The organism is Streptomyces sp. NPDC002513, assembly GCF_053595355.1.
Map to the genome: position 1 here is coordinate 40,402 of NZ_JBSFXK010000021.1, position 25,185 is coordinate 65,586.

General features: G+C 71.9%; 24 protein-coding genes. 5 read left to right on the forward strand and 19 right to left on the reverse strand.

Features of this window, described 5'->3' with window-relative positions; translation table 11 throughout:
• Positions 1–348 precede the first annotated feature (348 nt).
• Entirely contained in the window at positions 349–1,290 is a 942-nt protein-coding gene (locus ACWD5Q_RS16510; RefSeq protein ID WP_451427690.1) for a 2-hydroxyacid dehydrogenase, read from the reverse strand.
• Between the two features lie 74 nt (positions 1,291–1,364).
• Here ACWD5Q_RS16510 and ACWD5Q_RS16515 point away from each other — a divergent pair, with 74 nt between their 5' ends.
• On the forward strand, positions 1,365–2,363 hold the full coding sequence (locus ACWD5Q_RS16515; RefSeq protein WP_451427691.1) for an aldo/keto reductase: 999 nt from the start codon (positions 1,365–1,367) through the stop codon (positions 2,361–2,363).
• Between the two features lie 193 nt (positions 2,364–2,556).
• Positions 2,557–3,714 carry a PQQ-dependent sugar dehydrogenase gene (locus tag ACWD5Q_RS16520; RefSeq protein ID WP_451427692.1) on the forward strand — a complete coding sequence of 386 codons (1,158 nt, stop codon included), beginning with the start codon at positions 2,557–2,559 and terminating at the stop codon, positions 3,712–3,714.
• A 39-nt stretch (positions 3,715–3,753) separates the two neighbouring features.
• Here ACWD5Q_RS16520 and ACWD5Q_RS16525 read toward each other — a convergent pair whose 3' ends face one another.
• The 13 genes from ACWD5Q_RS16525 to ACWD5Q_RS16585 all read right to left on the reverse strand — a co-directional run bounded on the left by ACWD5Q_RS16525 (position 3,754) and on the right by ACWD5Q_RS16585 (position 18,931).
• Complete coding sequence (locus tag ACWD5Q_RS16525) at positions 3,754–4,005, reverse strand: DUF6191 domain-containing protein (RefSeq protein ID WP_451427693.1); 252 nt, start codon at positions 4,003–4,005, stop codon at positions 3,754–3,756.
• 209 nt (positions 4,006–4,214) lie between these two features.
• Entirely contained in the window at positions 4,215–4,847 is a 633-nt protein-coding gene (locus ACWD5Q_RS16530) for a hypothetical protein (RefSeq protein WP_451427694.1), read from the reverse strand.
• Positions 4,848–4,882: 35 nt separating this feature from the next.
• Positions 4,883–5,449, reverse strand: a complete 567-nt coding sequence (locus tag ACWD5Q_RS16535; protein ID WP_451427695.1) for a GNAT family N-acetyltransferase — start codon at positions 5,447–5,449, stop codon at positions 4,883–4,885.
• Positions 5,427–7,670, reverse strand: a complete 2,244-nt coding sequence (locus ACWD5Q_RS16540) for an MMPL family transporter (RefSeq protein WP_451427696.1) — start codon at positions 7,668–7,670, stop codon at positions 5,427–5,429. Before ACWD5Q_RS16540 ends, ACWD5Q_RS16535 begins: the two co-directional genes overlap by 23 nt.
• A gap of 326 nt (positions 7,671–7,996) precedes the next feature.
• Complete coding sequence (gatB, locus tag ACWD5Q_RS16545; protein WP_451427697.1) at positions 7,997–9,511, reverse strand: Asp-tRNA(Asn)/Glu-tRNA(Gln) amidotransferase subunit GatB; 1,515 nt, start codon at positions 9,509–9,511, stop codon at positions 7,997–7,999.
• Between the two features lie 15 nt (positions 9,512–9,526).
• Positions 9,527–9,769 (reverse strand): hypothetical protein, encoded by a 243-nt coding sequence (locus ACWD5Q_RS16550; RefSeq protein ID WP_451427698.1) that lies wholly within the window; start codon positions 9,767–9,769, stop codon positions 9,527–9,529.
• On the reverse strand, positions 9,766–11,268 hold the full coding sequence (gene gatA, locus ACWD5Q_RS16555) for an Asp-tRNA(Asn)/Glu-tRNA(Gln) amidotransferase subunit GatA (protein ID WP_451427699.1): 1,503 nt from the start codon (positions 11,266–11,268) through the stop codon (positions 9,766–9,768). Before gatA ends, ACWD5Q_RS16550 begins: the two co-directional genes overlap by 4 nt.
• Before the next feature lie 6 nt (positions 11,269–11,274).
• Complete coding sequence (gene gatC, locus ACWD5Q_RS16560) at positions 11,275–11,571, reverse strand: Asp-tRNA(Asn)/Glu-tRNA(Gln) amidotransferase subunit GatC (RefSeq protein WP_006130840.1); 297 nt, start codon at positions 11,569–11,571, stop codon at positions 11,275–11,277.
• Between the two features lie 225 nt (positions 11,572–11,796).
• Positions 11,797–14,115, reverse strand: coding sequence for an EAL domain-containing protein (locus tag ACWD5Q_RS16565; RefSeq protein ID WP_451427700.1), 2,319 nt, complete (start codon positions 14,113–14,115; stop codon positions 11,797–11,799).
• A gap of 226 nt (positions 14,116–14,341) precedes the next feature.
• Positions 14,342–16,582 (reverse strand): NAD-dependent DNA ligase LigA, encoded by a 2,241-nt coding sequence (gene ligA / locus ACWD5Q_RS16570; RefSeq protein ID WP_451427701.1) that lies wholly within the window; start codon positions 16,580–16,582, stop codon positions 14,342–14,344.
• A gap of 15 nt (positions 16,583–16,597) precedes the next feature.
• The gene (locus ACWD5Q_RS16575) at positions 16,598–17,605 is read right to left on the reverse strand and encodes a methionine synthase (RefSeq protein ID WP_451427702.1); all 1,008 of its coding nucleotides are present in this window, start codon (positions 17,603–17,605) and stop codon (positions 16,598–16,600) included.
• Between the two features lie 72 nt (positions 17,606–17,677).
• Entirely contained in the window at positions 17,678–18,376 is a 699-nt protein-coding gene (locus tag ACWD5Q_RS16580) for an SDR family oxidoreductase (RefSeq protein ID WP_451427703.1), read from the reverse strand.
• Positions 18,377–18,391: 15 nt separating this feature from the next.
• A complete protein-coding gene (locus tag ACWD5Q_RS16585) occupies positions 18,392–18,931 on the reverse strand; it encodes an LOG family protein (RefSeq protein WP_451427704.1) in 540 nt (179 codons plus the stop codon).
• Between the two features lie 51 nt (positions 18,932–18,982).
• Between ACWD5Q_RS16585 and ACWD5Q_RS16590 the strand changes: the two genes are divergently transcribed.
• Both ACWD5Q_RS16590 and ACWD5Q_RS16595 read left to right on the forward strand, forming a co-directional pair.
• The gene (locus tag ACWD5Q_RS16590; protein WP_451427705.1) at positions 18,983–19,306 is read left to right on the forward strand and encodes a DUF427 domain-containing protein; all 324 of its coding nucleotides are present in this window, start codon (positions 18,983–18,985) and stop codon (positions 19,304–19,306) included.
• Between the two features lie 37 nt (positions 19,307–19,343).
• Positions 19,344–20,123 (forward strand): alpha/beta fold hydrolase, encoded by a 780-nt coding sequence (locus tag ACWD5Q_RS16595; RefSeq protein WP_451427706.1) that lies wholly within the window; start codon positions 19,344–19,346, stop codon positions 20,121–20,123.
• Between the two features lie 109 nt (positions 20,124–20,232).
• Here the strand turns inward: ACWD5Q_RS16595 and mnmA are convergent, their stop codons facing one another.
• From mnmA to ACWD5Q_RS16615, 4 genes are all read right to left on the reverse strand, one after another.
• Positions 20,233–21,357: a tRNA 2-thiouridine(34) synthase MnmA gene (mnmA, locus tag ACWD5Q_RS16600; RefSeq protein ID WP_451427707.1), complete on the reverse strand. Its 1,125-nt coding sequence runs from the start codon at positions 21,355–21,357 to the stop codon at positions 20,233–20,235.
• Between the two features lie 88 nt (positions 21,358–21,445).
• Complete coding sequence (locus tag ACWD5Q_RS16605; protein WP_451427708.1) at positions 21,446–22,609, reverse strand: cysteine desulfurase family protein; 1,164 nt, start codon at positions 22,607–22,609, stop codon at positions 21,446–21,448.
• Positions 22,610–22,707: 98 nt separating this feature from the next.
• The gene (locus tag ACWD5Q_RS16610; RefSeq protein WP_451427748.1) at positions 22,708–22,920 is read right to left on the reverse strand and encodes a DUF4190 domain-containing protein; all 213 of its coding nucleotides are present in this window, start codon (positions 22,918–22,920) and stop codon (positions 22,708–22,710) included.
• Between the two features lie 162 nt (positions 22,921–23,082).
• Positions 23,083–23,250: a hypothetical protein gene (locus tag ACWD5Q_RS16615; protein WP_451427709.1), complete on the reverse strand. Its 168-nt coding sequence runs from the start codon at positions 23,248–23,250 to the stop codon at positions 23,083–23,085.
• Between the two features lie 137 nt (positions 23,251–23,387).
• Between ACWD5Q_RS16615 and ACWD5Q_RS16620 the strand changes: the two genes are divergently transcribed.
• The gene (locus ACWD5Q_RS16620; RefSeq protein WP_451427710.1) at positions 23,388–24,014 is read left to right on the forward strand and encodes a TetR family transcriptional regulator; all 627 of its coding nucleotides are present in this window, start codon (positions 23,388–23,390) and stop codon (positions 24,012–24,014) included.
• A 231-nt stretch (positions 24,015–24,245) separates the two neighbouring features.
• Here the strand turns inward: ACWD5Q_RS16620 and ACWD5Q_RS16625 are convergent, their stop codons facing one another.
• Complete coding sequence (locus tag ACWD5Q_RS16625; protein WP_451427711.1) at positions 24,246–25,106, reverse strand: thioesterase family protein; 861 nt, start codon at positions 25,104–25,106, stop codon at positions 24,246–24,248.
• Between the last annotated feature and the right edge of the window lie 79 nt (positions 25,107–25,185).

Here is a 25,185-nt window from a genome sequence, read left to right on the forward strand (position 1 = left end):
ATAGGCCGTGCATCGCCCGTCGCCCCCTCGCATGTCTGAAAGTTCCGTCCCCGGCGCCGAACGGTGCACGGCGCAGCCCCTGTCGGGGACGATACACCAGTCTCGTCACTCAGGGACATAGTTGCTCTACGCACAGTGACGACCAGCGAGGATGCGTGTACATACTGCGCACGAGGGACTGCGGAGCGTACTGGAAGCGGACGGGGAGCCAACGGGGGGCGACGCGTGCGCCGGTGGTGCGCCCCGTCGAAAGGCACCAGCGCGGGCGGCGGGGGTGGCTCGAATCGCGCGCCGCACCGGCCGTACGCGGGGCCTGTCCTCCCCCGCCGCCCCGCGTGCCGCGCCGCTTCAGTCGCCGGTCGTCAGGACGATGTGCTCGAGCGGTTCTCCCTGCGCGAAACGGTTCAGCTGGGAGCTGAGGAGACGCTTGGCGCGAGGCCAGAACGCCGAGGTGGGGCCGCCCACATGAGGACTGATGAGTAGGCCCGGCGTCTGCCACAGGGGGTGTCCCTTGGGCAGGGGTTCGGGGTCGGTGACGTCCAGGGCGGCGGTGATACGGCCGGACTCCAGCTCGGCCAGCAGGGCCTTGGTGTCGACGACACCGCCGCGCGCGACGTTGACGAGCAGCGCGCCGTCCTTCATCCGGGCCAGGAAACCCTCGTCGACCAGGCCTTTCGTCTGCTCCGTGAGCGGCGTGACGAGCACCACGACATCGGCGTCGGGAAGAAGTTCCGGCAATCGGGAGAGAGGATGCACAAGGCCGCGCGCCGAGTCGCGCTCGCGGCGCGCGACGCGCGCCACCCGCGCTACTTCAAAAGGTGCGAGCCGGTCCTCGATGGCGGCGCCGATCGCGCCGTAGCCGACGATGAGGACGGACTTGTCGGCGAGCGCGGGGTGGAACCCGCTCCGCCAACGCTCCTCCTGCTGGGCCCGCACGAAGTCCGGGATGCCACGCAGCGAGGCGAGGATCAGGGCGAGCGCGAGCTCGGCCGTGCTCGCTTCGTGCACTCCGCGCGCATTGCACAGCCGCACGCCCGGCACGACGGATGACAGGTGGGACGTGATGTCGTCGACGCCGGCCGTCAGCGTCTGAATGACCCGGAGGCTCCGCATCTGCTCCAGGGGCCGGACTTTGACGTCCTGGCGCTTCATGTACGGCACGGCGTAGAACACACAGTCGGCGGGATCCGCGGGGAACTCCGGGTCGCCGTCCCAGAAGCGGTAGTGGAAGCCCTCGGGGAGGTCCCTTATCTCATCGGTGCGGAACGGAAGCCATATGTCGACAGTCATGGTCAGGAGGCTATGCGAAGGCTCCTGTGTCGCATTGGTTAGTTTGGGGTGCCAGGAAGGGAGGGCACGGCCAGGTGGAGCGCAGGACGATCGGCGCGGCAACGCTCGAAGTGGGGGCCGTCGGACTCGGGTGCATGCCGATGAGCTGGGCGTATTCCGGTTCGCGGCAGCGGGGCGACGAGTCGCTGCGGACGGTGCACCGGGCGCTCGATCTGGGGGTGTCGCTGCTCGACACGGCTGACATGTACGGGCCGTTCACCAATGAGCTGCTGGTGGGCCGGGTGCTCAGGCAGCGGCGGGCCGAGGCGTTCGTGTCGACCAAGGTCGGCCTGCTGGCCGGGGAGCAGCACATCGTGGCCAACGGCCGCCCGGGCTATGTGCGACGGGCCTGCGACGCCTCGCTGCGACGGCTGCAGACGGACGTCATCGACCTGTACCAGCTCCACCGCGCGGACCCCGAGGTACCCGTCGAGGAGACCTGGGGCGCCATGGCGGAACTGGTGCGGGCGGGGAAGGTACGGGCACTGGGGCTGTGCGCGGTGGGCGTGCGGGGCGGCCGGCGGACCGGTGCCCGGCTGTACGACGGCACGATCGGGCAACTGGAGCGGGTGCAGCAGGTCTTCCCGGTGAGCGCGGTGGAGGCCGAGCTGTCGGTGTGGTCGGCGGAGGCCCTTCACACGCTGGTGCCCTGGTGCGCGGCGCGCGGGGTCGGCTTTCTCGCGGCGATGCCGCTCGGCAACGGTTTCCTGACCGGCACGCTGACACCGGGCGAGGGCTTCGAGCCGGACGACCTGCGGGCCCGCCACCCCCGCTTCACCGCCGAGGTGATGGCGGCCAACCAGCCGATCGTGGCCGGCCTGAGGCGGGTGGCGCGCCGCCACGACGAGGAGGTCACGCCCGCCCAGGTGGCCCTGGCCTGGGTGCTGGCGCAGGGACGGCACGTGGTCCCGGTGCCGGGGGCGAAGCGGGAGCGCTGGGTCGCGGAGAACGCGGGCGCGCCCGGCCTGCGGCTGACCCCGCGGGACCTGGCGGAACTCGCGGACCTGCCGGCGGCGCAGAGGTCGTGGGACTGAGCGGCCGGTCGTGAAACCGACCGACGGAGACCCGGGACCGAGCAACCGGTCGTGGAACCGACCACGGGACCGCAGGACCGATCGGTGGCGGTCGCGTCGCTGATCCGATCGGTGGACTCTCCGTCCCCGGGGAACCCTGGGGCGTCGCGCCACGTAGGTAGGGGAGAATCCCCGTGTCGAAGGGACCTGGATCGTGCGACGTCGAGCTGTGACGGCCGTGTCGGTGGCGGCCGCGCTCCTGCTGGCGGCGGGGTGCTCCGCCGGCTCCAGGGACACCTCCGGCGCCACCCCCTCCTCCAGTGGTGCGGCACCGGGGGCGTCCGCGCCCGGGCAGGCGGGCGAGCGGCCCCCGCCGGCGAAGGGCTCGGTCCGCGTGGTGCGGACGGTCGCCGAGCACCTCAAGACCCCCTGGGGCCTGGCCCCGCTGCCCGGCGGCGGGCTGCTGGTCTCCTCCCGGGACGAGGGGACGATCACGCGGATCGACGAGAAGACCGGGAAGAAGACCGAGCTGGGCACGGTGCCCGGGGTCTCGGCCGCGGGCGAGGGCGGCCTGCTGGGCATCGCCCTCTCCCCCGGCTATGCCTCGGACCACCTGGTCTACGCCTATCTGACGACCGACTCCGACAACCGCATCGTGCGCATGCTGTACGACGCGCGGAAGCCGGCCGGTGAGCAGCTCGGCGCGCCGGACACGGTCTTCAAGGGCATCCCGAAGGGGATGATCCACAACGGCGGCAGAATCGCGTTCGGCCCGGACGGCATGCTGTACGCGGGCACGGGCGAGTCCGGCGACCGGGGTCTGGCGCAGGACCGGACCTCCCTGGGCGGCAAGATCCTGCGCATGACGCCGGACGGCGAGCCCGCCCCGGGCAATCCCTTCGGGAACTCGGCCGTGTACTCGCTGGGCCACCGCAATGTCCAGGGCCTGGCCTGGGACGGGAAGCAGCGGCTGTTCGCCTCCGAGTTCGGTCAGGACACCTGGGACGAGCTGAACGCGATCAGGCCGGGCGACAACGGCGGCTGGCCGGACGCCGAGGGGAAGTCGGCCGACCCCAGGTTCCACAACCCGCTCGCCCAGTGGCACACCGACGTGGCCTCTCCCAGCGGCATCGCCTACGCCAAGGGCTCCCTGTGGATGGCGGGCCTGCGCGGTCAGCGGCTGTGGCGCGTGCCGCTGAACGGAACCGAGGCGTCGGCACCCCCGCAGGCGTTCCTGACGGATGCTTACGGCCGACTGCGCACCGTGGTGGCCGCCGACGGCGACCGGCTGTGGCTGACGACGAGCAACACGGACGGCCGGGGCGAGCCCGCCAAGACCGACGACCGGATCCTTGAGCTGCGGGTGGAGTAGGGCGCGCGTCCGGTCTGGTGCGCCTGTCGGGCACTAGTACTAGTTCGGGCGGGCCTCCGGATCGTCGGCGGGGGCCGGCTTCGGGACCCGTATGACCACCTTGCCCGAGGCCAGGTCGATCGGGCCCGTTCCCGGATCGCCGTTCGAAACGTCCAGCCGGGACAGTTCCAGGCGCCGGTTCTCGTCGTGGGTGTGCTTGCGACCCGGGTGCGAACAGTTCGTCGAACATGGTGAACACAGTGCCTCCTGGTACCCCGGCTCTCCGGGGCGGGTCCTCAGAGCTCCGAACAAAAGGGGCGCCCGGCTCGCGCTGTGCCAGGATGGCCCTTCCCGCCGCCGGAGCGCGACCCCCTGGACGGGAGACGGCCGTCGGGGACGCGGTGTCCGCGTCGTCGCTCACGGCCGGGCGGGGCCCTGGAGACACGAAGGGGCCCCGGGGCTTTCCGTGGACCGCGAGGACGCGGTGGAAGACCCGGGGCCCCGGCGGGAGCTGTGCCGGCTCAGCTTACGGAGGGCAGTGCGAGCAGGGCGTCGGTGTACTTGAGGACGGCCAGGAGCAGCCCGATGACGCCCAGGGCGACACCGCCCCAGGCGACCGACTTGATCCACGCGGCCTGCGGCTTCCCGGGTGCCCCGAACGCCGGGCGGGCCAGCACGACGACGCCGACGATCAGCGCGGCCAGCGCGAACAGGCCGCCCCACAGCGCGGTGGCGTGCCAGGCGTCGCCGTACACCTCCTTGATCTGCTGGGCGACACTCGCCGACGACGAGGTCCGCAGCTGGCCCAGCAGGGTCTGCCGTGCGGAGGCCACCGTGGAGACCCAGCTGCCGGTGAGGGAGACGACGCCGAGCCCGGCCGCGACGACCGCGGCCGCACCCTGGCCGACCCCGGACGGCCCCTCGGCCGCGTGCTCCTCGGTCACGTGCTCCTCGGTCACGTGCTCCTCGGTCGCGTGCTCCTCGGTCACGTGCTCCTCGGCCTCGTGCTCCTCGGGGCCGTTCTCCTCGGGCCGGTCCCCGTTCCCCGCCTTCCCGGCCGCTTCCTCGCCCTCGATGGCCACCACCTTCTCCTCGTCGTTGGTCGCCTGGGCGCCGGTCTCGGCCCCGGCCTCGTCAGCTGTCTTCGTTCCCATGCCTCGCACCGTACGGACGCTGTCTGAGAGGTCTCTTAATGATCGTCACGGGCCCGCGCCGCCCGCCACTCGGGCGCGAGCAGCGACCACACCTCGGTGTCCTGGCGCACACCGCGGTACAGACGGCCCTCGCGCAGTACGCCGTCCCTGCTCATGCCCAGCCGCCGCGCCACCTTGATGCTCGGGGTGTTGGCGGACGACGCGCGCCACTCCACACGGTGGATTCCCCGCTCGTCGATCGCCCAATCGATGAGCACCCGCATGCCACGTGTGACGAGCCCCCGTCCGGTGGCGGCCGGCTCGAGCCAGCAGCCGACCTCGCAGGTGCCGCCGGCGGCGTCGAAGACACGGAACAGCAGCCCGCCGACCAGCTTTCCGTCGAGCCACAGCCCGTGCAGCCCGCCGGCGTCGGCGGCGTGCTTGTCGGCGTACGACCGCAGGAGGGCCCGGGCGGAGGCGATGTCCGTGGCGTTCACCCCGAAGGGGATGTGCTGGTTGACGAAGTCGCGCCCGCGGTCGAGGTGGGCCAGGAACTCCTCCGCGTGCCACGGTTCCAGGGGGCGCAGTTCGGCTCCGTCGTCACCCAGGGGTATCGCGTACATCCGGCTGCCGCTCCTTCACCAGTGCGTCCACCAGCGCGTCCGGGTCGACGCGCTGCCCCGGCATCGTCGCACGGCACTCGGGCGGTTCGATGCAGATGCGCGGCAGCCTGCGCTCCAGCCAGGACGGCAGCCACCAGTTGGCGCCGCCGAGCATGTGCATCAGGGCGGGGACGAGGAGGGTGCGCAGGACGAACGCGTCCAGGGCGACGGCCGCGGCCAGTCCGATGCCGAACATGGCGATCACCCGGTCGCCCGCGGCCACGAAGGCGAGGAAGACGGAGATCATGATGACGGCCGCCGAGTTGATCACCCGGCTGGTCTCGGCGAGCCCGACGCGCACGGCCCGCCGGTTGTCGCGGGTCTCCAGCCACTCCTCGTACATCCGGCTGACCAGGAACACCTGGTAGTCCATGGAGAGGCCGAAGAGCACCGACACCATGATCACGGGGAGGAAGGGCTCGATCGGCCCTGCCCGGCCGAGGCCCAGCAGGTCGCTGCCCCAGCCCCACTGGAAGATCACGACGACCACGCCGAACGCCCCGGCGACGGCGGCGAGGTTCATCGCGGCGGCCTTCAGCGGAATGCCGAAGGACCGGAAGGCGAGCAGCAGCAGCACACAGCCCAGGCTGATCACGACGCCCACGAACAGCGGCAGTTTGCCGACGATCACCCCCGCGAAGTCGTCGTAGGACGCCGTCACGCCGCCCACGGACAGATCGAGTGTGGTGCCCTGCTCGGCGCGTGGCAGCACCTCCTCGCGCAGCCGGTGCACCAGGTCGCTGGTCTGCTGGGACTGCGGGGAGGACTGCGGCACGACGGTGAGGTAGGCGGTGTCGCCGCCGCCGTTGTACGTCACCGGGCTCACCGAGGCGACGCCCTCGGTGGCCGCGAGGGTGCTGTCGAGGTTGTCGAGCGCCAGCTTGTCCTCGGCGCCCTGGACCTGGGTGACCAGGGTGAGCGGGCCGTTGACGCCCGGTCCGAAGCCGTCCGCGAGCAGGTCGTACGCCTGCCGGGTGGTCGACGACTTAGGGTCGTTGCCCTGGTCGGAGGTGCCGAGGTGGAGGGAGAGCGTGGGCAGCGCGAGCACGGCCATCACGGCCAGCGCGACGGCGCCGAGCTTCTTGGGGTGGCGCTCGACGAACGCGGACCAGCGGGCCGCGAGCCCGGTCGGCACCTCCGGTTCGGGGCCGTGCTCGTCCAGCCTGCGCCGCTCGCGCTTGTTCAGTGCGCGCGGCCCGATGAAGGACAGCAGGGCGGGCAGCAGGGTCACGGAGGCCGCGACGGTGAGGAGAACGGTCAGACACGCGGCGAACGCGACACCGTTGAGGAAGTCCAGCCGCAGGATCAGCATGCCGAGCAGCGCGATGCACACGGTCGCCCCCGCGAACACGACGGCCCGTCCGGTGGTGGCGACGGCGCTCACGGCGGCCTCGTCCACCGGGTTGCCGCGCTTCAGGTTGCGGCGGTGCCGGGTGACGATGAACAGCGCGTAGTCGATGCCCACGCCGAGCCCGATCAGCATGGCGAGCATGGGGGCGAAGTCGGCGACGGTCATGGCGTGCCCCAGCAGGCCGACGCCGGAATAGGCGGTGCCGACGCTGATCAGCGCGGTCGCGATGGGCAGCAGGGAGGCGGCGAGCGAGCCGAAGGCGAGGAAGAGGACCACAGCGGCCACACCGACACCGACGGCCTCGGCGAGGTGCCCGCCCTGCGGCTGGGTGCTCTCGACGGCGCTGCCGCCCAGTTCCACCCGCAGACCGGTGGTCTCGGCGGCCTTGGCGGTGTCGACGACGGCCTTGGCCTCGCCCTTGCTGATGTTCTCGCTCGGCTCGTCGAAGGTGACCGTGGCGTACGCGGTACGGCCGTCCCGGCTGATCTGGGCGCTGTGGCTGCCCTCGTAGGGGTTGGTGACGGAGGAGACTCCGGGCAGGCTCCCGATCCGGTCCAGGGTGTCGGTCATCGTCTGCTCGACGTCGACGGAGCGCACACCGTCGGGGCTGGTGGTGCGCCATACGACGGTGTCGCTGTCGCCACCGAGGCCGGGGAAGCCCTGCTGGAGCATCTGGGTGGCACGGCCGGCCTCGGTGCCGGGGGCGTCGTAGTGGTTGGAGAAGGCGGAGCCCGCGACGGTGGCGCCGGCCGTGACGCCTGCGAAGGCGACCAGCCACAGCACAACGGTGACGAGGCGGTGACGTACACACCAGCGCGCAAGGGCTGCCACGGACGTGCTCCCTGGGGTAATTTCGTTGATCTTTGACCGGGAACAGCCACTGATGGAACTGAACAGCCCGCAAAGAACGAATGACCAATCCCCAACACTGTGTCAGCCAGAAGAGATCGTTTTCCACTTTCGTGGGCTGACTCACACGACTGGGATTCAATTCACAGGGTATTCCCAGCCTCTCGGTCACCCCGATGGAGATTTTCGCCACACAAAAGCAGAGATTTTCGCCACACATAAAAAGGGAAGCGGTAATAACAAAGGGGCGGTGTGTCGCATGCATCACATGCGACACACCGCCCCTTTCAGGCGTCTCGCGGTCGTGCTCAGCCCTCGCTGACGCCGAGCTTCGCCAGGATCAGCTCCTTGACGCGGGCGGCGTCGGCCTGGCCTCGGGTGGCCTTCATGACCGCGCCGACCAGGGCACCGGCCGCGGCCACCTTGCCGCCGCGGATCTTGTCCGCGACGGCGGGGTTGCCGGCGATGGCCTCGTCGACGGCGACGGTCAGCGCGCCCTCGTCGGAGACGACCTTCAGACCGCGCTTCTCGACGACCTCGTCCGGGGTGCCCTCACCCGCGAGGACGCCCTCGATGACCTGGCGGGCCAGCTTGTCGTTCAGATCGCCGGCGGCGACCAGCTTGGCGACCCGGGCGACCTGCTCGGGCGTGATCGACAGCTCGTCCGGGGCCTTGCCGGACTCGTTCGCGTGGCGGGCCAGCTCGCCCATCCACCACTTGCGGGCGGAGGCCGCGTCGGCACCCGCCTCGATGGTGGCGACGATCAGGTCCAGGGCGCCGGCGTTGAGGATCGCCTGCATGTCGGTGGCGGAGATCCCCCACTCCCCCAGCAGCCGGGTGCGGCGCACGAGGGGCAGCTCCGGCAGCGTCCCGCGCAGTTCCTCGACCCACGCGCGCGAGGGCGCGACGGGCACCAGGTCGGGCTCGGGGAAGTACCGGTAGTCCTCGGCCTCCTCCTTGGTGCGGCCCGAGGTCGTCGTGCCGGTGTCCTCGTGGAAGTGACGGGTCTCCTGGATCACCGTGCCGCCGCCGTCGAGCACGGCGGCGTGGCGCTGGATCTCGAAGCGGGCCGCGCGCTCGACGGAGCGCAGCGAGTTGACGTTCTTCGTCTCCGAGCGGGTGCCGAACTTCTCGGAGCCCTTCGGCATCAGCGACAGGTTCACGTCGCAGCGCATCTGGCCCATCTCCATCCGGGCCTCGGAGACACCGAGCGCCCGGATCAGCTCGCGCAGCTCACGGACGTACGCCTTGGCCACCTCGGGCGCGCGCTCACCCGCGCCGACGATCGGCTTGGTGACGATCTCGATCAGCGGGATGCCGGCCCGGTTGTAGTCCAGGAGGGAGTGGTCGGCGCCGTGGATTCGGCCGGTGGCACCGCCGACGTGCGTCGACTTGCCGGTGTCCTCCTCCATGTGGGCGCGCTCGATCTCCACGCGGAAGGTCTCGCCGTCCTCCAACTGCACGTCGAGGTAGCCGTTGAAGGCGATCGGCTCGTCGTACTGGGAGGTCTGGAAGTTCTTCGGCATGTCCGGATAGAAGTAGTTCTTCCGGGCGAAGCGGCACCACTCGGCGATCTCGCAGTTCAGCGCGAGGCCGATCCTGATCGCGGACTCCACGCCGGTCGCGTTGACGACCGGGAGGGAGCCGGGCAGGCCGAGGCAGGTGGGGCAGGTCTGCGCGTTCGGCTCGGCGCCGAGCGCCGTGGAGCAGCCGCAGAACATCTTGGTCTTGGTGCCGAGTTCGACATGGACCTCGAGGCCCATGACGGGGTCGTACGACGCCAGCGCGTCCTCGTACGGCACCAGATCGGTCGTGGTGGTCACGGTGAAACTTCCCTCTCAGCCCAGCAGGACGTCGTCGTCGCCCAGCCGCTTCAGCTCGCGGTAGAGGATCGCGAGGCCGGTGACGATGGCGGCGGCGGACACGGCCGCGTCGATCAGGCGCAGCGTGTCGTGCTCGACGCGGGCCTTCTTGGCCTGCTTCGCGACACCGACCGCACCGAACGCGGTGGTTGCCATGGACAGGTACATACCGGACTTGGACTTCTTGAAGCCCTTGGCCTTGGACAGTGCCGTACTCACAGCGACGGAGCCTCCTCGAGAAGCGGGTGCCCCCACCTTTCCACGAAGGCGGCCTCGACGGCGGCGCCGACCTTGTAGAGCCGGTCGTCCTTCAGCGCCGGGGCCATGATCTGCAGGCCGACCGGAAGGTTGTCCTCCGGGGCGAGGCCGCAGGGCAGCGACATGGCGGCGTTTCCGGCCAGGTTGACCGGGATGGTGCACAGGTCCGCCAGGTACATCGCCATCGGGTCGTCGGCGCGCTCACCGATCGGGAAGGCGGTGGTGGGGGTCGTCGGCGACACGATCACGTCCACCTGCTCGAACGACTTCTCGAAGTCTCGGGTGATGAGCGTGCGGACCTTCTGGGCGGAGCCGTAGTACGCGTCGTAGTAGCCGGAGCTGAGGGCGTACGTGCCGAGCATGATGCGGCGCTTGACCTCGGCGCCCAAGCCCTCCTCACGGGTGAGGGAGGTGACCTCCTCGGCCGAGTGCGTGCCGTCGTCGCCGATGCGCAGGCCGTAGCGCAGGCCGTCGAAGCGGGCGAGGTTGCTGGAGCACTCGCTCGGGGCGATCAGGTAGTACGCGGCCAGCGCCAGGTCGAAGGACGGGCAGTCCAGCTCGACGATCTCGGCGCCCAGCTCCTCGAGGAGGGCGACGGCCTCGTCGAAGCGCTGCACGACACCGGCCTGGTAGCCCTCGCCGCGGAACTGCTTGACGACACCGATGCGCATCCCCGCCACGCTGCCGTTGCGCGCGGCCTCGACGACCGGCGGGACCGGGGCGTCGATGGAGGTGGAGTCGAGCGGGTCGTGTCCGCCTATGACCTCGTGCAGCAGGGCGGCGTCCAGGACCGTACGGGCGCAGGGGCCGCCCTGGTCGAGGGAGCTGGAGAAGGCGACCATGCCGTAGCGGGAGACACCGCCGTAGGTCGGCTTGACGCCGACCGTGCCGGTCACGGCCGCGGGCTGGCGGATGGAGCCGCCGGTGTCCGTGCCGATGGCGAGCGGGGCCTGGAAAGAGGCGAGCGCGGCGCTCGACCCGCCGCCGGAACCGCCCGGGATACGGGTGAGGTCCCAGGGGTTGCCGGTGGGGCCGTAGGCGCTGTTCTCCGTCGACGACCCCATGGCGAACTCGTCCATGTTGGTCTTGCCGAGGATGACGACGTCGGCGTCCTTCAGCTTCTTGGTGACGGTCGCGTCGTACGGCGGGATCCAGCCCTCGAGGATCTTGGACCCCACGGTGGTGGGCACGCCCTTGGTGGTGAAGATGTCCTTGAGGGCTAGCGGCACGCCGGCGAGCGGGCCGAGCTTCTCACCCCGCTCCCGCTTCGCGTCGACGGCACGGGCCTGCGCCAGCGCGCCCTCGCGGTCGACGTGCAGGAAGGCGTGCACCTTCTCGTCGACGGCCTCGATACGGGCGAGATGGGCCTCGGTCACCTCGACGGCGGTCAGTTCGCCGGAGGCGATCTTCTCGGCGGTCTCAGCGGCGGTGAGCCGGATGATGCTGTTCTTGTCCGTCATGGCGGGCTACTCCTCCCCCAGGATCTGCGGCACCTTGAAACGCTGCTGCTCCTGGGCAGGGGCGCCGGACAGCGCCTGCTCTGGGGTGAGCGACGGACGGACCTCGTCCGCGCGCATGACGTTCGTCAGCGGCAGCGGGTGGGAGGTCGGCGGTACGTCTTGGTCGGCGACCTCGCTGACGCGGGCGACCGCGCCGATGATGTCGTCGAGCTGGCCTGCGAAGTGGTCGAGCTCTTCGGGCTTCAGCTCCAGACGCGCCAGCCGGGCGAGGTGGGCGACCTCCTCGCGCGTGATGCCAGGCATGCAGCGATCCTCTGGGGTGAGTGTGTGTGGTTTGCGACCAATCCTATGGGGCGAGGCCCCATGCCCGTGAAACGGTGTGCCGGCGCCCCGCCCTTCGGGGACCCGGTGTGCCGGTGCCCCGCCTTCCAGGGACCGGCCCGACCATCCGCACCGCCGACGGCGACCAGCCCCCACGGGAAACGGCCACAACCCGGCCGAGTCGGACCGGTGGGCGGGGTGGGAAGGCTATTCGGCGGCCGGCAGAGCCGCCTGCGGCCGCTGCCACCCCCGCGACCCCCGCGCCCGCAGCCACGCCGTCGTCTCCTCGGGCGGCATCGCGGCGGCGACCAGCCATCCCTGGACGGCGTCGCACCGCAGGTCGCGCAACCGCTCCCACGTCTCGTCGTCCTCGACCCCCTCCGCGACGACGAGCAGCCCCAGCGAATGCGCCAGGTCCACCGTGCAGCGCACGATCTCCGCGTCCTCCGCGTCCACCGCGAGCCGCGCCACGAACGAACGGTCGATCTTCAGCTCGCTCACCGGCAGCCGCCGCAGATGGACCAGCGACGAGTACCCCGTCCCGAAGTCGTCCAGCGACATCTTCACCCCGTGCCCGGCCAGCGCGGCCAGCGTGTCGGCGGCCCGCTGCGGGTCCTCCAGGAGCACGTGCTCCGTGATCTCCAGTTGCAACGCCCCCGCCGGAACCCCGTGCCGCGCCAGCCGCGCGGCCACCGAGCCCGCGAACCCGGGGGTGTGCACATCCCGCGGCGAGACGTTCACGGCCACCGGGACCCGCAGCCCCTGGGCCCGCCAGCGCGCCACCTGCCCGAGCGCCGTCTCCAGCACGTACTCCGTCAGGTGCGGCATCAGCCCGGAGGACTCGGCGATCGCGATGAACTCGTCCGGCGGCACCTTCCCGCGCTCGGGGTGCACCCATCGCACGAGCGCCTCGAGCCCGGCGACCTGCCCGTCGAAGCGCACCTTGGGCTGGTAGTGCAGTTCCACCTCGTGCGCGTCCAGCGCGCGTCGCAGATCCCCCAGCAGCCCGAGCCGGTCGGGGGTGTTGCAGTCCCGCTTGGACTCGTACACCTCCACCCCCGTACGGTCCCGCTTCGCCTGGTACATCGCGACGTCCGCCCGCTGGAGCAGTCCCTCCGCGTCCCGCGCGTGCTCGGGGAAGACGGCGACCCCGGCGCTGGCCTCCAGGACCAGTGTGAGTCCGTCGAGGTCGAGCGGGGAGCTGAGCGCCGCGACCAGGTTGCGGGCCGCCCGTGAGGCGGACGTCGTGGAGTCCGCGACGGGCAGTAACACGGCGAACTCGTCCCCTCCGAGCCGCGCCGCCTCCGCTCCGCGCGGCAGCGCGAGCCGCAGCCGCTCGGCGATCTGCAGAAGCAGCCGGTCACCGGCGAGATGACCGAGCGTGTCGTTCACCGACCGGAAACGGTCGAGGTCGATCAGCATCAGGGCGGCCCGCGCACCGATCCGCTCCGCGTCGTCGAGCGCCGTCCAGGTGCGCTCCAGCAGCCACAGCCGGTTGGGCAGCCCGGTCAGCGGGTCGCGCAGCTGTTCCTCGGCGCGGGCCCGGGCGATCCACAGGGTGGAGTCCAGTGCGACGAGGGGGATGGAGAACAGGGGCAACAGGATCGGGAGCGCGACGGCGACGACGCAGATCAGCGGGGCGATACCGAGCAGGGCGACGGCGAGGAGGCCCTGCCTGACCAGGGCGGAGCGGGCGAGGGTCGGCAGTTTCCCGGCGCGCGGCGTCTGGAGGTACCACAGCAGCACCGGGGTCACCGCGAGATACGCGACGGCGACGAGGACGACCTGGGGCGCGGAGTAGAGGGTCCAGTGCTGCGGGTTCCAGGGGGCCTCGACGGTCGGGACGCGCCCGAAGACGGCCAGGACGAGCGCTCCGGCGCCGAGGCCGAGGATGTCGACCGCGCCGTGCAGGACGCCCTGCCGCCAGCGCCCGAGCCGGGCCGTGCTCACCAGGACGACGACGGTGAGGCTGACCATTCCGGCGGGCACCCAGCCGTACAGCAGCAGGACGGCGAGGGTCAGGGCCGCGCCGGACCCCGTGCCGCCCCATGAGCGGGCGCGGCCGAGCGCGACCAGATGACCGACGATGATGCCGGTGAGCAGGGCCAGGGACCAGCCGGCGGTGCCGGACGGGAAGAGCGCGTGGTGGCCGCCGAACGCATGGAAGAAGCCGGCGCCGAGGACGCATGCGGCCGCCGCGACGACCGCCGCGGGCAGCGCGGACCGGGCCCACCGCCCCTCGCCGTCGTGGGGACCGGGCGGACCGGACGGCAGCCCGACGGGCAGCGCGGCGGACCCGGGGCCGGTGGCCTGGACGGGGATGAGAGCCGAGAGGTTCCCCGGCGGAACTCCGGCGCCGTGGGCGGGTCCCGGCGCGGGTGTCACGCCCGGGAGTCCGCCCGGCCCGGCGCTCGGGCCGTGCATGCCTTCCGGTGGCCGCGCGGTGCGGCGGCAGACCCGCCAGGCGCCGGACATCCGGCGCAGGCGCAGCCGTGAGTCCGAGGCGGCACTCTCGGTCGGTTCCATTCCCGTCCCTCTCACAGCCGGCGGTGCCCACGCCACGCAGCCTGCTGCCCGACGACCCGTCAACGGCATCGCGTTGGAAAACCCACCACGCGTCCGGGCACGGCAGGCGCATACCTCAACAGTAGGCCGCGGAAGGCTCTCTCGGGCAGCGGTCGTCGACGGTTGCCCGAATGCGACCCGGTCACCCTATGCATCTGGTATGCGCAGAACAGGCGGCCTTCTCCCCCTACTCACCGGTCGGAAGGGCCACGTCCGCCGCAGCCTCCGGGCCCTGCTCCAACAGGACCGTGAAACCGTCCTCGTTGAGCACGGGGACCTTCACCTGCATGGCCTTGGCGTATTTCGATCCCGGGTTCTCACCCACGACCACGAAAGACGTCTTTTTCGAGACAGAACCGGTTACTTTCGCTCCACGGCTCTGCAGGGCGTCCTTGGCCCCGTCACGGGTGAAGTGTTCGAGAGTGCCGGTGACGACCACGGTGAGCCCCTCCAGCGGGCGCGGGCCCTCGTCCTCGCCCGAGCCCTCCTCCTCCAGACGGACGCCCGCGGCCCTCCACTTGCGGAGGATCTCGCGGTGCCAGTCCTCGGCGAACCACTCCTTGACGGACCGCGCGACGATCTCCCCCACCCCGTCCGTGTTCCTGAGCTCCTCCTCGGTGGCCTGATCGATCCGGTCGATGGAGCGGAAGCCACGGGCCAGCGCCTCGGCGGCGACCGGGCCGACATGACGGATCGACAGCCCGGTCAGGACGCGTGCGAGCGGGCGTTCCTTGGCGGCGGCGATGTTCTCCAGCATCGCCAGCGCGTTCTTCCTGGGCTCGCCCTGCTGGTTGGCGAAGACCGTGGCGATCTTCTCCTCACCGGTCTTCGGGTCGCGCTTGGGCAGTCCGCTGTCCTGGTCCAGGACGTACGCCTTGATGGGCAGCAACTGCTCGATGGTGAGGTCGAACAGGTCGCCCTCGTCCTTCAGCGGAGGCGGTGGCGGTGGCGGTGCCCCCTGCTCGTGCGAAGCCGAGAGATCGGGGGACGGCTCCAGCGGCTTGGTCAGGGCAGCGGCGGCCACATATCCGAAGTGCTCGATGTCCAGCGCCTTGCGGCCGGCGAGATAGAACAGCCGCTCACGCAACTGGGCCGGGCAGGTCCGCGCGTTCGGACAGCGGAGGTCGACGTCCCCCTCCTTCATGGGCCGCAGCGGCGTACCGCACTCGGGGCACTCGGACGGCATCACGAACTCGCGCTCGGTGCCGTCCCGCAGGTCGACGACCGGGCCGAGGATCTCGGGGATGACGTCACCGGCCTTGCGCAGCACCACCGTGTCGCCGATGAGCACGCCCTTGGCCTTGACGACGTCCTGGTTGTGCAGGGTGGCGAACTCGACCTCCGAGCCCGCGACCGTGACCGGCTCGACCTGCGCGTACGGCGTGACCCGGCCCGTGCGGCCCACGCCCACACGGATGTTGACGAGCTTGGTGTTGACCTCCTCGGGCGCGTACTTGTACGCGATCGCCCAGCGCGGGGCGCGCGAGGTGGAGCCCAGCCGCCCCTGGAGGGGCATCTCATCGAGCTTGACGACGACTCCGTCGATCTCGTGCTCCACGGAGTGGCGGTGCTCGCCGTAGTACGCGATGAACTCCCGTACGCCGTCGAGGTCGTCGACCACCTGGTTGTGCCGGGCGGTGGGCAGGCCCCAGGAGTGCAGCAGGTCGTACGCCTCGGAGAGACGGGTGAAGCCGTCCTCGACGCCCCGCAGGGCGCCGATGCCGTGCACCACCATGTGCAGCGGACGGGTGGCCGTGACGCGCGGGTCCTTCTGCCGCAGGGAACCCGCCGCCGCGTTGCGCGGGTTGGCGAAGGGCTTGTCGCCGCCCTCGACCAGCCGCGCGTTCAGCTCCTCGAACTTGTCCATCGGGAAGAAGACCTCGCCCCGGATCTCCACGAGGTCGGGGACCCGGTCGCCCTTGAGGCGGTCCGGGATCTCCGCGATCGTCCGCACGTTCGGGGTGATGTCCTCGCCCGTGCGGCCGTCGCCGCGGGTCGCCGCGCGCGTCAGACGGCCGTGCTCATAGGTGAGGTTGACCGCGAGACCGTCGACTTTCAGCTCGCACAGGAAGTGGTACGCGGAGGTGCCGACCTCCTTGGCGACCCGGTCGGCCCAGGCGGCCAGCTCCGCGTCGTCGAAGGCGTTGTCGAGGGAGAGCATGCGCTCGCGGTGCTCGACGGCCGTGAACTCCGTCTCGTACGCCCGCGCCACCTTCTGGGTGGGCGAGTCGGGGGTGCGCAGCTCGGAGTACTGCTCCTCGAGCGCCTCCAGGGAGCGCAGGAGCCGGTCGAACTCCGCGTCGCTGATGACGGGAGCGTCCTTCACGTAGTACCGGAAGCGGTGCTCCTCGATCTGCTCAGCGAGCTGCGCGTGCTGCTCCCGTGCCTCGGCGGGCACCGTCGTCTCCGCTTGCTTGTCGCCGGCCACCGTATGGTCCTCCCGTTACTCTGGGTTGTCCGCGAGGGATCTCGCCGCCCGGACGCAGTGGGCGAGCGCCCTGCGGGCGTAGTCCGGGGAGGCGCCCGCGAGCCCGCACGCCGGCGTGACCGTGACCGCCTCCGCGAGAAGCTCCGGACGCAGACCCAGCCTGCGCCACAGCGTCCTGACACCCATGACGCTACCGGCCGGGTCTGACAACGGGCCGTCGGTGCCGGGCACGACCCCGGCGAAGAGCCGGGTACCCCCTTCCACCGCCTCGCCGATCGCCTCGTCGTCACGCTCGGTGAGGAGCGGGAAGTCGAAGGAGACGGCGGCGGCGCCCGCCCGGCGCAGCAGGGCGAAGGGCACGTCCGGTGCGCACGCGTGCACGACGACCGGGCCGTCCGCGTGCACCGCGACGACGTCCCGCAGGGAGGCCTCGACGACCTGCCGGTCGACGGCCCGGTGCGTCCGGTAGCCACTGGCGGTCCTCACCTGTCCACGCAGGACGGAGGTGAGCGAGGGCTCGTCGAGCTGGAGGACGAGCCCGGCCCCCGGTACACGGCGCCGCACCTCCTCGAGATGGAGCCGCAGCCCCTCCGTGAGGGAGCCGGCGAGATCGCGGCAGGCGCCGGGGTCGGAGAGCGCGGCCTCGCCGTTCCTCAGCTCCAGGGCGGCGGCGAGCGTCCAGGGCCCCACCGCCTGCACCTTCAGCGCGCCCTCGTACCCCTGGGTGAACTCCTCCAGGGCGTCCAGGTCCTCGCCCAGCCAGGAGCGGGCCCGCCGGGTGTCCCGCCCGGGCCGGTCCCCGAGCCGCCAGCCGCTGGGCTCCACGCGCGCGTACAGGTCGACGAGCATCCCGGCGGTCCGTCCGATCATGTCCGCACCGGGCCCCCGGGCGGGCAGCTCGGCGAGGAAGGGGAAGTCCTCGAAGCTTCCGGTGACGGTCTTGGCGGCCTCCCGGGCATCGCCTCCCGGCATGGACCCGACTCCGGTGGCGGCACCGAACCTGAACTGGCTGTCTTCACTCACCCGTGCAGCGTAGGCCCTCCGGGGGAGCGGCCGTCCCCGGTGCCGGGTCCGCCGTGGGAGCGCGCCGCCCTGCTATGCCCCCGGCCGCACCGTCAGGTCGTTGACCTCCGCGTCCCTCGGCAGGTCCAGGCACATCAGGAGGGCCGTGGCCACCGACTCGGGGTCGATCCATCCGGACGGGTCGTACGGCTTGCCCTCCTGCTGGTGGACCTTGACCTGCATCGGGGTCGCGGTCCGGCCGGGGTAGACCGAGGTGACCCGCACGCCGTGCGCGTGCTCCTCCTGGCGCAGGGAGTCCGCGAGAGCCTTCAGGCCGTGCTTGGAGGCCGCGTACGCCGACCAGTCCGCATGCGCGTTCAGGCCCGAGCCGGAGTTCACGAACACGACATGGCCCCGGGCCGCGCGGAGCTGGGGCAGGAAGTGGCGGGTCAGCTCCGCGGGGGCGATCAGGTTGACGTTCAGCTGGTGGCGCCAGGACTTGGGGGTCAGCTCGCTCACCGGGCCCAGGTCGACCACGCCCGCGCTGTGCAGCAGCGAGTCCACTCGGTCGGGCAGGGCCTGGTGCGAGAAGGCCCAGGACAGCTTGTCCGGGTCGGCGAGGTCGCCCACCAGGGTCGTCGCCCCGGGGAACTCGGCCGCCAGGTCCTTCGCCCTGCCCGCGTCGCGCGCGTGGAGCACAAGAGCGTCCCCGCGCGCGTGCAGCCGGCGGGCCACCGCCGCGCCGATGCCGGAACCGGCTCCGGTGATCACATGTGTTGCCATACCCGCCATGCTCGCATCGGGGCGCTAGCGGATCCCGAGCGACTCCTCCAGATGCGCGAGCGCCCCCGCCGGTTCCTGGGCGAAGAACACCAGCTCCGAGAGCGGGCGCGGCAGGAAGCCCTCGTCCTCCATCCGCCGGAACTGCTGCTCCAGGCCGTCGTAGAAGCCGGCCGTGTTCAGGAGGACCACCGGCTTGTCGGTGTGCCCGTGCTTCTTCAGCTCCAGGATCTCGGTCGCCTCGTCGAGCGTCCCGGTCCCGCCGACCATGATCACGACCGCGTCGGCCTTCTCCAGGAGCAGCCTCTTGCGCTCGGCGAGGTCGTCGGCGACCACCATCTCGTCGGTACCCGGCCGGGCCTTGGCGGCCAGGAACCGGACGGAGACGCCCACGAGCCTGCCTCCCGCCTCCTGCACCCCGTCGGCGACCACCTTCATGAGGCCGGTGTCGGAGCCGCCCCACACCAGGGTGTGACCGCCTTTGCCGAGCAGCTCTGCGAACTGGCGCGCGGGGCGCGTGTAGCGGTCGGCGAGGTCGGCGGCGGAGAGGAAGACACAGATATTCATGCCGCACACCGTACGCGGGAAGAACCGCGGTCCCGCACGTGCTTTTCCTATATGAGCAACGGACACACGATCACCATCGAGCAGGGCGACCGGCACGTGCGCGTGGTACACGACGGACAGATCCTGGCCGAGACCGACCGGGCCCTCGTGCTGCGCGAGACCGGCTGTCCCGCGCGGTACTACATCCCCGCCGAGGACGTCCGCACGGACCTCCTCACCGCCTCGGAGACCCACACGGTCTGCCCCTTCAAGGGGACGGCGTCGTACTGGTCGCTGCCGGACGCGGCGGACCTCGTATGGGCGTATCCGGACCCCAAGCCGGACGTCGCCGCCGTCAAGGATCACCTCTGCTTCTACGAAGTGGAGGTGTCGTGAGCGGCTGACGCCGCCGCCCTGCGGCAGTCTCGCAGACATGGACAAGCAGACCGTCTCACGCGACGGCACCCGCATCGCGTACGAACGCACCGGACAGGGCCCGGCGGTCGTCCTGGTGAGCGGCGCGATGTCCACGGGCGCCACCCTGGTGCACCTGGCCGCGCGTCTCTCGGACCGCTTCGGCGTCGTCGTGTACGACCGCCGGGGCCGCGGCGGGAGCGGTGACACGACGCCGTACGCGGTGGCCCGCGAGGTCGAGGACCTGGCCGCGCTCATCGAGGCGGCGGGCGGCGAGGCGTGGCTCTACGGCATCTCGTCCGGCGGCGCGCTGGCCCTGCGGGCGGCGGCGAGCGGGCTGCCGGTGCGCGGGGTCGCCGTCTACGAGCCGCCGTTCGCCGACTACGGGGGCGGTGCGCCGGAACGCGCGGAGTACACCGTGCGTCTCGGCGAGGCGCTCGGGCAGCACCGGCGCGGAGACGCGGTGGAGCTGTTCCTCGGCCTCACCGGCCTGGCCCCGGAGATGATCGCGAACGCCCGCCGGTCCCCGATGTGGGCCGACATGGAGGCGATCGCGCCGACCCTCGCCTACGACAACGCCGTGATGGGCGACGGGCTGGTGCCCCGGGAGGGGCTCGCCTCGGTCACCGTCCCCGTGCTGGCCGTTGCGGGCGGCGCGAGCCCGCAGTGGCTGCGCAGGGCGGCCGAGGCGGTCGCGCAGGCGGCACCCCGGGGCACGTACCGCACCCTGGAGGACCAGGACCACATGGTGGAGCCCCGGGTGCTCGCTCCGGTGCTGGCGGAGTTCTTCGGGAGCTAGCGGCCAGCCGTACTCGGCCGGGGCGCGCCACCGCGTCGCGCACCGGGAGGTCACGCCGCCCCGGTCGGGTGTGCCCGGAGGGCAGCCACCGCGATCGCGCTTTTGGGCGTCACGCCACCGCGGTCGTCGCCCGGACCGTCGACGCGATCGTCGCCGAGCCGACCACGCGCGTGCCGTCGTACAGGACGATCGCCTGGCCGGGGGCCACGCCGCGGACCGGCTCGGTGAAGCGCACCCGCAGTTCGCCGTCGACCAGGTCCGCCGTCACCTCCGTCTCGCCGCCGTGGGCGCGGAGCTGGGCCGTGTAGGTGCCGGGGCCGGCCGGGGCGGTGCCGCACCAGCGGGGCTTGACGGCGGTCAGCGCATGGACGTCGAGGGAGGCCGCCGGGCCCACCGTCACGGTGTTGCTGACCGGCGAGATGTCGAGGACGTAGCGCGGCTTGCCGTCGGGCGCCGGGGTGCCGATCCTGAGGCCCTTGCGCTGGCCGATCGTGAAGCCGTACGCGCCCTCGTGCGTGCCGACCCTGGTGCCGGACTCGTCGACGATGTCGCCCTCGGCCCGGCCGAGCCGCTGGGCCAGGAAGCCCTGGGTGTCGCCGTCCGCGATGAAGCAGATGTCGTGCGAGTCGGGCTTCTTGGCGACCGCGAGGCCCCGGCGCTCGGCCTCCGCGCGGATCTCGTCCTTGGTGGTGACCGTGTCGCCGAGCGGGAACAGCGCGTGGGCCAGCTGCCTCTCGTCCAGCACGCCGAGGACGTACGACTGGTCCTTGGCCATGTCGGAGGCGCGGTGCAGCTCGCGGGTGCCGTCGTCGAGGGTGACGACCTTGGCGTAGTGGCCCGTGCAGACGGCGTCGAAGCCGAGCGCGAGGGCCTTGTCGAGCAGCGCCGCGAACTTGATCTTCTCGTTGCAGCGCAGGCACGGGTTGGGGGTGCGGCCGGCCTCGTACTCGGCGATGAAGTCCTCGACCACGTCCTCGCGGAACCGCTCGGCGAGGTCCCAGACGTAGAAGGGGATGCCGATGACGTCCGCGGCGCGGCGGGCGTCGCGCGAGTCCTCGATGGTGCAGCAGCCGCGCGCGCCCGTGCGGAACGACTGCGGGTTCGCGGACAGCGCGAGATGGACGCCGGTCACGTCGTGGCCCGCTTCGGCGGCGCGGGCGGCGGCGACGGCGGAGTCGACTCCGCCGGACATGGCGGCGAGGACGCGGAGGGGGCGCTGCGGGGTGTCAGTCATAGCCCTTCAAGAGTACGGGGCGCGCGGCGGCCCCGGCTCGCGAGTATCCGCCGCCGTCCGCGGGGGCCGGAAGGCGGCTCGGACCGGCTCAGGTGAGCCCCGCGCTGCGCGCCCGCTCCACCGCGGGGCCGATCGCCTTCGCGACCGCCACCACGTCCTCCTGCGTGGAGGTGTGGCCGAGGGAGAAGCGGAGCGTGCCGCGGGCGAGGTCCGGGGCGGCTCCGGTGGCGAGCAGGACATGGCTCGGCTGGGCCACCCCGGCGGTGCAGGCCGAGCCCGTGGAGCACTCGATGCCCTGCGCGTCCAGCAGCAGGAGCAGCGAGTCGCCCTCGCAGCCGGGGAAGGTGAAGTGGGCGTTGGCCGGGAGCCGGTCCACCGGGTCCCCGCCGAGGAGCGCGTCCGGGACCGCCGTGCGGACCGCGGTGATCAGGGTGTCGCGCAGCGCGCCGATCTCCCGGGCGAACCATTCGCGCCGCTCGGCGGCGAGCCGTCCGGCGACCGCGAAGGAGGCGACGGCCGGCACATCGAGGGTGCCGGAGCGCACATGGCGCTCCTGGCCGCCGCCGTGCAGCACGGGCACGGGGCTGTACTCGCGGCCGAGGACCAGCGCTCCGATGCCGTACGGGCCGCCGATCTTGTGGCCGGAGACCGTCATGGCGGCGAGGCCGGACGCGTCGAAGTCGACCGGAATCTGACCGAGGGCCTGGACCGCGTCGGCGTGCAGCGGGATGCCGAACTCGGCTGCCACGTCGGCGAGTTCGCGGACCGGCATGATCGTGCCGATCTCGTTGTTGGCCCACATGACCGTGGCGAGGGCGACGTCGGCGGGGTTGCGGGCGATGGCCTTGCGCAGGTCCTCGGGGCGGACGCGGCCGTAGGAGTCGACGGGCAGGTACTCGACTGTGGCGCCCTCGTGCTCGCCGAGCCAGTGGACGGCGTCGAGGACCGCGTGGTGTTCGACGGGGCTGGACAGGATCCGGGTGCGGGCCGGGTCGGCGTCGCGGCGGGCCCAGTACAGGCCCTTCACGGCGAGGTTGTCGGCCTCGGTGCCGCCGGAGGTGAAGACGACCTCGCTGGGGCGGGCGCCGAGGGCTTCCGCGAGGGTCTCACGGGCCTCTTCGACGGTGCGCCGGGCGCGGCGGCCGGCTGCGTGCAGCGAGGAGGCGTTGCCGGTGACGGCGAGCTGGGCGGTCAGTTCCTCTGCCGCCTCGGGGAGCATCGGGGTGGTCGCGGCGTGGTCGAGGTAAGCCATGATGGGCCAATTCTATGGCCGGTGGTGGTGTGGGCGAGGCGCGGCCCGGCCCGGCCGGGGATGCGGCCGGGCCTTCCGGCCACCGCGCCGTACGGCTCTCAGAAGCTCCAGGACACCGTGTGGTCCATCTGCATCAGGGCCACCAGGACCATCAGGTCCGCGATGCCGAGGCCGAGGCCGAGATAGGCGCGGCCCCGGCGCCGGGTGCCGCGCCACAGGGCCACGGCCGCCAGGGCGATGGCGAGGGGGCCGAGGAAGACATTGAGGACCAGGAGGCCGACGAGGCCCAGGATGAAGGACGCCACGGCCATGCCCTCGGTGTCGCGCGTACCGGTGCGGCGGTCCGCGGCCGTGGTGCTCGTGTCGGCCGGAGTCGCGGCGCTGGTGCCGGCCGGAGCCGTGGTGCTCTCCTTGCGGGTCGCGGTGAGGTTCATGATGCGGTCATCTCCCGACGGTCGGATGGCGTACGGCGATCAGTGGGCCGAGGTGTGCCGCCGGCGCCCGTGCCGCTCGCGGACCGCGAAGATCACGAGCCAGACGGCGATCACGGCCGCGGCCACGAGGGTGACGGGCAGCGGGGCGTGGGCCACGGTGCCCAGGACGGTCCCCAGCAGCAGAAGTGCGGCGACGAGGATCAGCATGGGATGACATCCCCTCCGAGGTGGGCGCCTGTCGTTACATTCCGGTGAACGATTGTGGTTACAACCGTTCACTGACTGCCCAGTCTAACGCGTCCCCCGGCTTTCAAATTCCAGCGAACAATTGTTAACTGCATGGCATGAGTCACACCCTCGGGATCCGGCAGGCCCAGAAGCAGAAGACCCGGCAGGCGCTCCTGGACGCGGCGCTCGCACTGCTGGAGGAGCAGAGCCTGAGCAGCCTCGGCCTGCGCGAGGTCACGCGTGCGGCGGGGGTCGCCCCGACCGCCTTCTACCGGCACTTCCGGTCGACGGCGGACCTCGGTGTGGAACTGGTCCAGGCGGCCCTCGGCAGCCTCCACCCGATGATCGAGTCCACGGTCGCCGCGACCGGCGGCAGCGAGGAACGCATCGCGCGCGCCGTCGACCTGATCGCCCGTCATGTCGACGCGTATCCGGCGCACGTACGGTTCATCGCGCGGGAGCGGCACGGCGGCGTGCAGCCGGTGCGGGAGGAGATCCGGCGCCAACTGGAGCGGTTCGCCGAGGAGGTGCGGGTCGCACTGGCCGGACATCCCGAGTCCGCGGGATGGAGCGAGGAGGACCTGCTGATGCTCGCCGGCCTGTATGTCGATCAGATGCTGGCGACGGCCTGCCAGTTCCTGGAGGCGATGGAGGGTCCCACCGACATGCGGGACGAGGTGGCCAGGACGGCGACCCGGCGGCTGCGTCTGATCAGCATCGGCCGCCGTCACTGGAAGGCGTGACGGGCCGGTCCCGCACCCGGCGGGCCGCCCGCTGCGGCGCCGCGGCACTCACCCGTCGCCGCCGGTACGGCTGCGCCGGAGCCGGAGCGCGCCCGCGACACACCCTTCGACCCGGCCCGTCCGGCCCCCGAGCCGACACCTACAGGCATCCGGCGGCACGCCGACCGCGCACGCCCTGAGCGCCGAACGGACCGCGCCCCGGCGGGGGTGCGGCCCGTTCCACGGCCCGGCTCAGCCCAGCCGGACCCGTGCGAGCTGACGGGACTGCGCGACCAGACGGTCCCGGCTGTCCCAGATCTCGGCGTCCTCCTCCAGGAAGCCGCCGGCGAGGTTGCGCGTGGTGATCGACACCCGCAGCGGTCCCGGCGCCGGGCGGCTGCGCACATGCACGGTCAGCTCGACGGTGGGCACCCAGCCGGAGAGCCCCATCTCGAAGGCGGTGGGCGGCAGTGCGTCCACCGCGAGGAGCAGCGACAGCGGGTCCGCGTCGCGGCCGTCGGCGAGTCCGAACCACGCCCGCATCTCGCCCTTGCCGGAGGGTGCTCCGAGGGCCCAGCCCAGGGTGGCCGGGTCCAGCTTGATCATCAGCCGCTCGGCGATCGCCGAGCTGCCGGAGACGGGCGCCGGGCCGTCCTCGGGGCCGAAGCACCGGTCCATGGGCGGGAAGGCGGGCGGCTTCGCGGTCGTGCGTACATCGTCGGGCAGGGAGTCCAGGTCGCCGTACGAGGCGAGGACGCGGATGCGTTCGATCTCGCGGCCCTCGTCGTCGTACTGGAAGAGGGACGCCTGGCCGGTGGAGAGGGTGCGGCCGGTGCGCACCACGTCCGTGCGGATCACCGCGGGTCCCGGCCGGGAGGCGGTGAGGTAGTGGGCGGAGATCGTGAACGGGTCCGCGTGCGGCAGGGCGTCCGCGAGGGCGCGGCCGAGGACGGCCAGCAGATAGCCGCCGTTGACGGCGCCGATGATCGTCCAGCCGGCGGAGAGGTCGATGTCGTAGACGCCGGGTTCCCGGAGGGTGACCGCGGTGTCGCGGTCGAACTCGCTGTCGCCGATCGTGGCCGTGGCGGCCTGTGTGCTAGCTGCTTCTGGCATGCCGAAACGGTACAACATGGAATTACTGAGCAGTAGCTTTGTACTGCCGCGAATCCATGACGCCTTCAGGAACGTCCAT

Bases quoted from the DNA above. Each gene is read 5' to 3' on its own strand.
- gatA (WP_451427699.1), bottom strand. From the start codon at position 11,268: ATGACGGACAAGAACAGCATCATCCGGCTCACCGCCGCTGAGACCGCC.
- ACWD5Q_RS16605 (WP_451427708.1), bottom strand. From the start codon at position 22,609: ATGGCTTACCTCGACCACGCCGCGACCACCCCGATGCTCCCCGAGGCG.
- ACWD5Q_RS16510 (WP_451427690.1), bottom strand. From the start codon at position 1,290: ATGACTGTCGACATATGGCTTCCGTTCCGCACCGATGAGATAAGGGAC.
- ACWD5Q_RS16625 (WP_451427711.1), bottom strand. From the start codon at position 25,106: ATGCCAGAAGCAGCTAGCACACAGGCCGCCACGGCCACGATCGGCGAC.
- ACWD5Q_RS16620 (WP_451427710.1), top strand. From the start codon at position 23,388: ATGAGTCACACCCTCGGGATCCGGCAGGCCCAGAAGCAGAAGACCCGG.
- ACWD5Q_RS16530 (WP_451427694.1), bottom strand. From the start codon at position 4,847: ATGGGAACGAAGACAGCTGACGAGGCCGGGGCCGAGACCGGCGCCCAG.
- ACWD5Q_RS16615 (WP_451427709.1), bottom strand. From the start codon at position 23,250: ATGCTGATCCTCGTCGCCGCACTTCTGCTGCTGGGGACCGTCCTGGGC.
- ACWD5Q_RS16590 (WP_451427705.1), top strand. From the start codon at position 18,983: ATGAGCAACGGACACACGATCACCATCGAGCAGGGCGACCGGCACGTG.
- ACWD5Q_RS16595 (WP_451427706.1), top strand. From the start codon at position 19,344: ATGGACAAGCAGACCGTCTCACGCGACGGCACCCGCATCGCGTACGAA.
- ACWD5Q_RS16610 (WP_451427748.1), bottom strand. From the start codon at position 22,920: ATGGCCGTGGCGTCCTTCATCCTGGGCCTCGTCGGCCTCCTGGTCCTC.
- gatC (WP_006130840.1), bottom strand. From the start codon at position 11,571: ATGCCTGGCATCACGCGCGAGGAGGTCGCCCACCTCGCCCGGCTGGCG.
- ACWD5Q_RS16535 (WP_451427695.1), bottom strand. From the start codon at position 5,449: ATGTACGCGATACCCCTGGGTGACGACGGAGCCGAACTGCGCCCCCTG.
- ACWD5Q_RS16565 (WP_451427700.1), bottom strand. From the start codon at position 14,115: ATGGAACCGACCGAGAGTGCCGCCTCGGACTCACGGCTGCGCCTGCGC.
- mnmA (WP_451427707.1), bottom strand. From the start codon at position 21,357: ATGACTGACACCCCGCAGCGCCCCCTCCGCGTCCTCGCCGCCATGTCC.
- ACWD5Q_RS16580 (WP_451427703.1), bottom strand. From the start codon at position 18,376: ATGGCGGGTATGGCAACACATGTGATCACCGGAGCCGGTTCCGGCATC.
- ACWD5Q_RS16585 (WP_451427704.1), bottom strand. From the start codon at position 18,931: ATGAATATCTGTGTCTTCCTCTCCGCCGCCGACCTCGCCGACCGCTAC.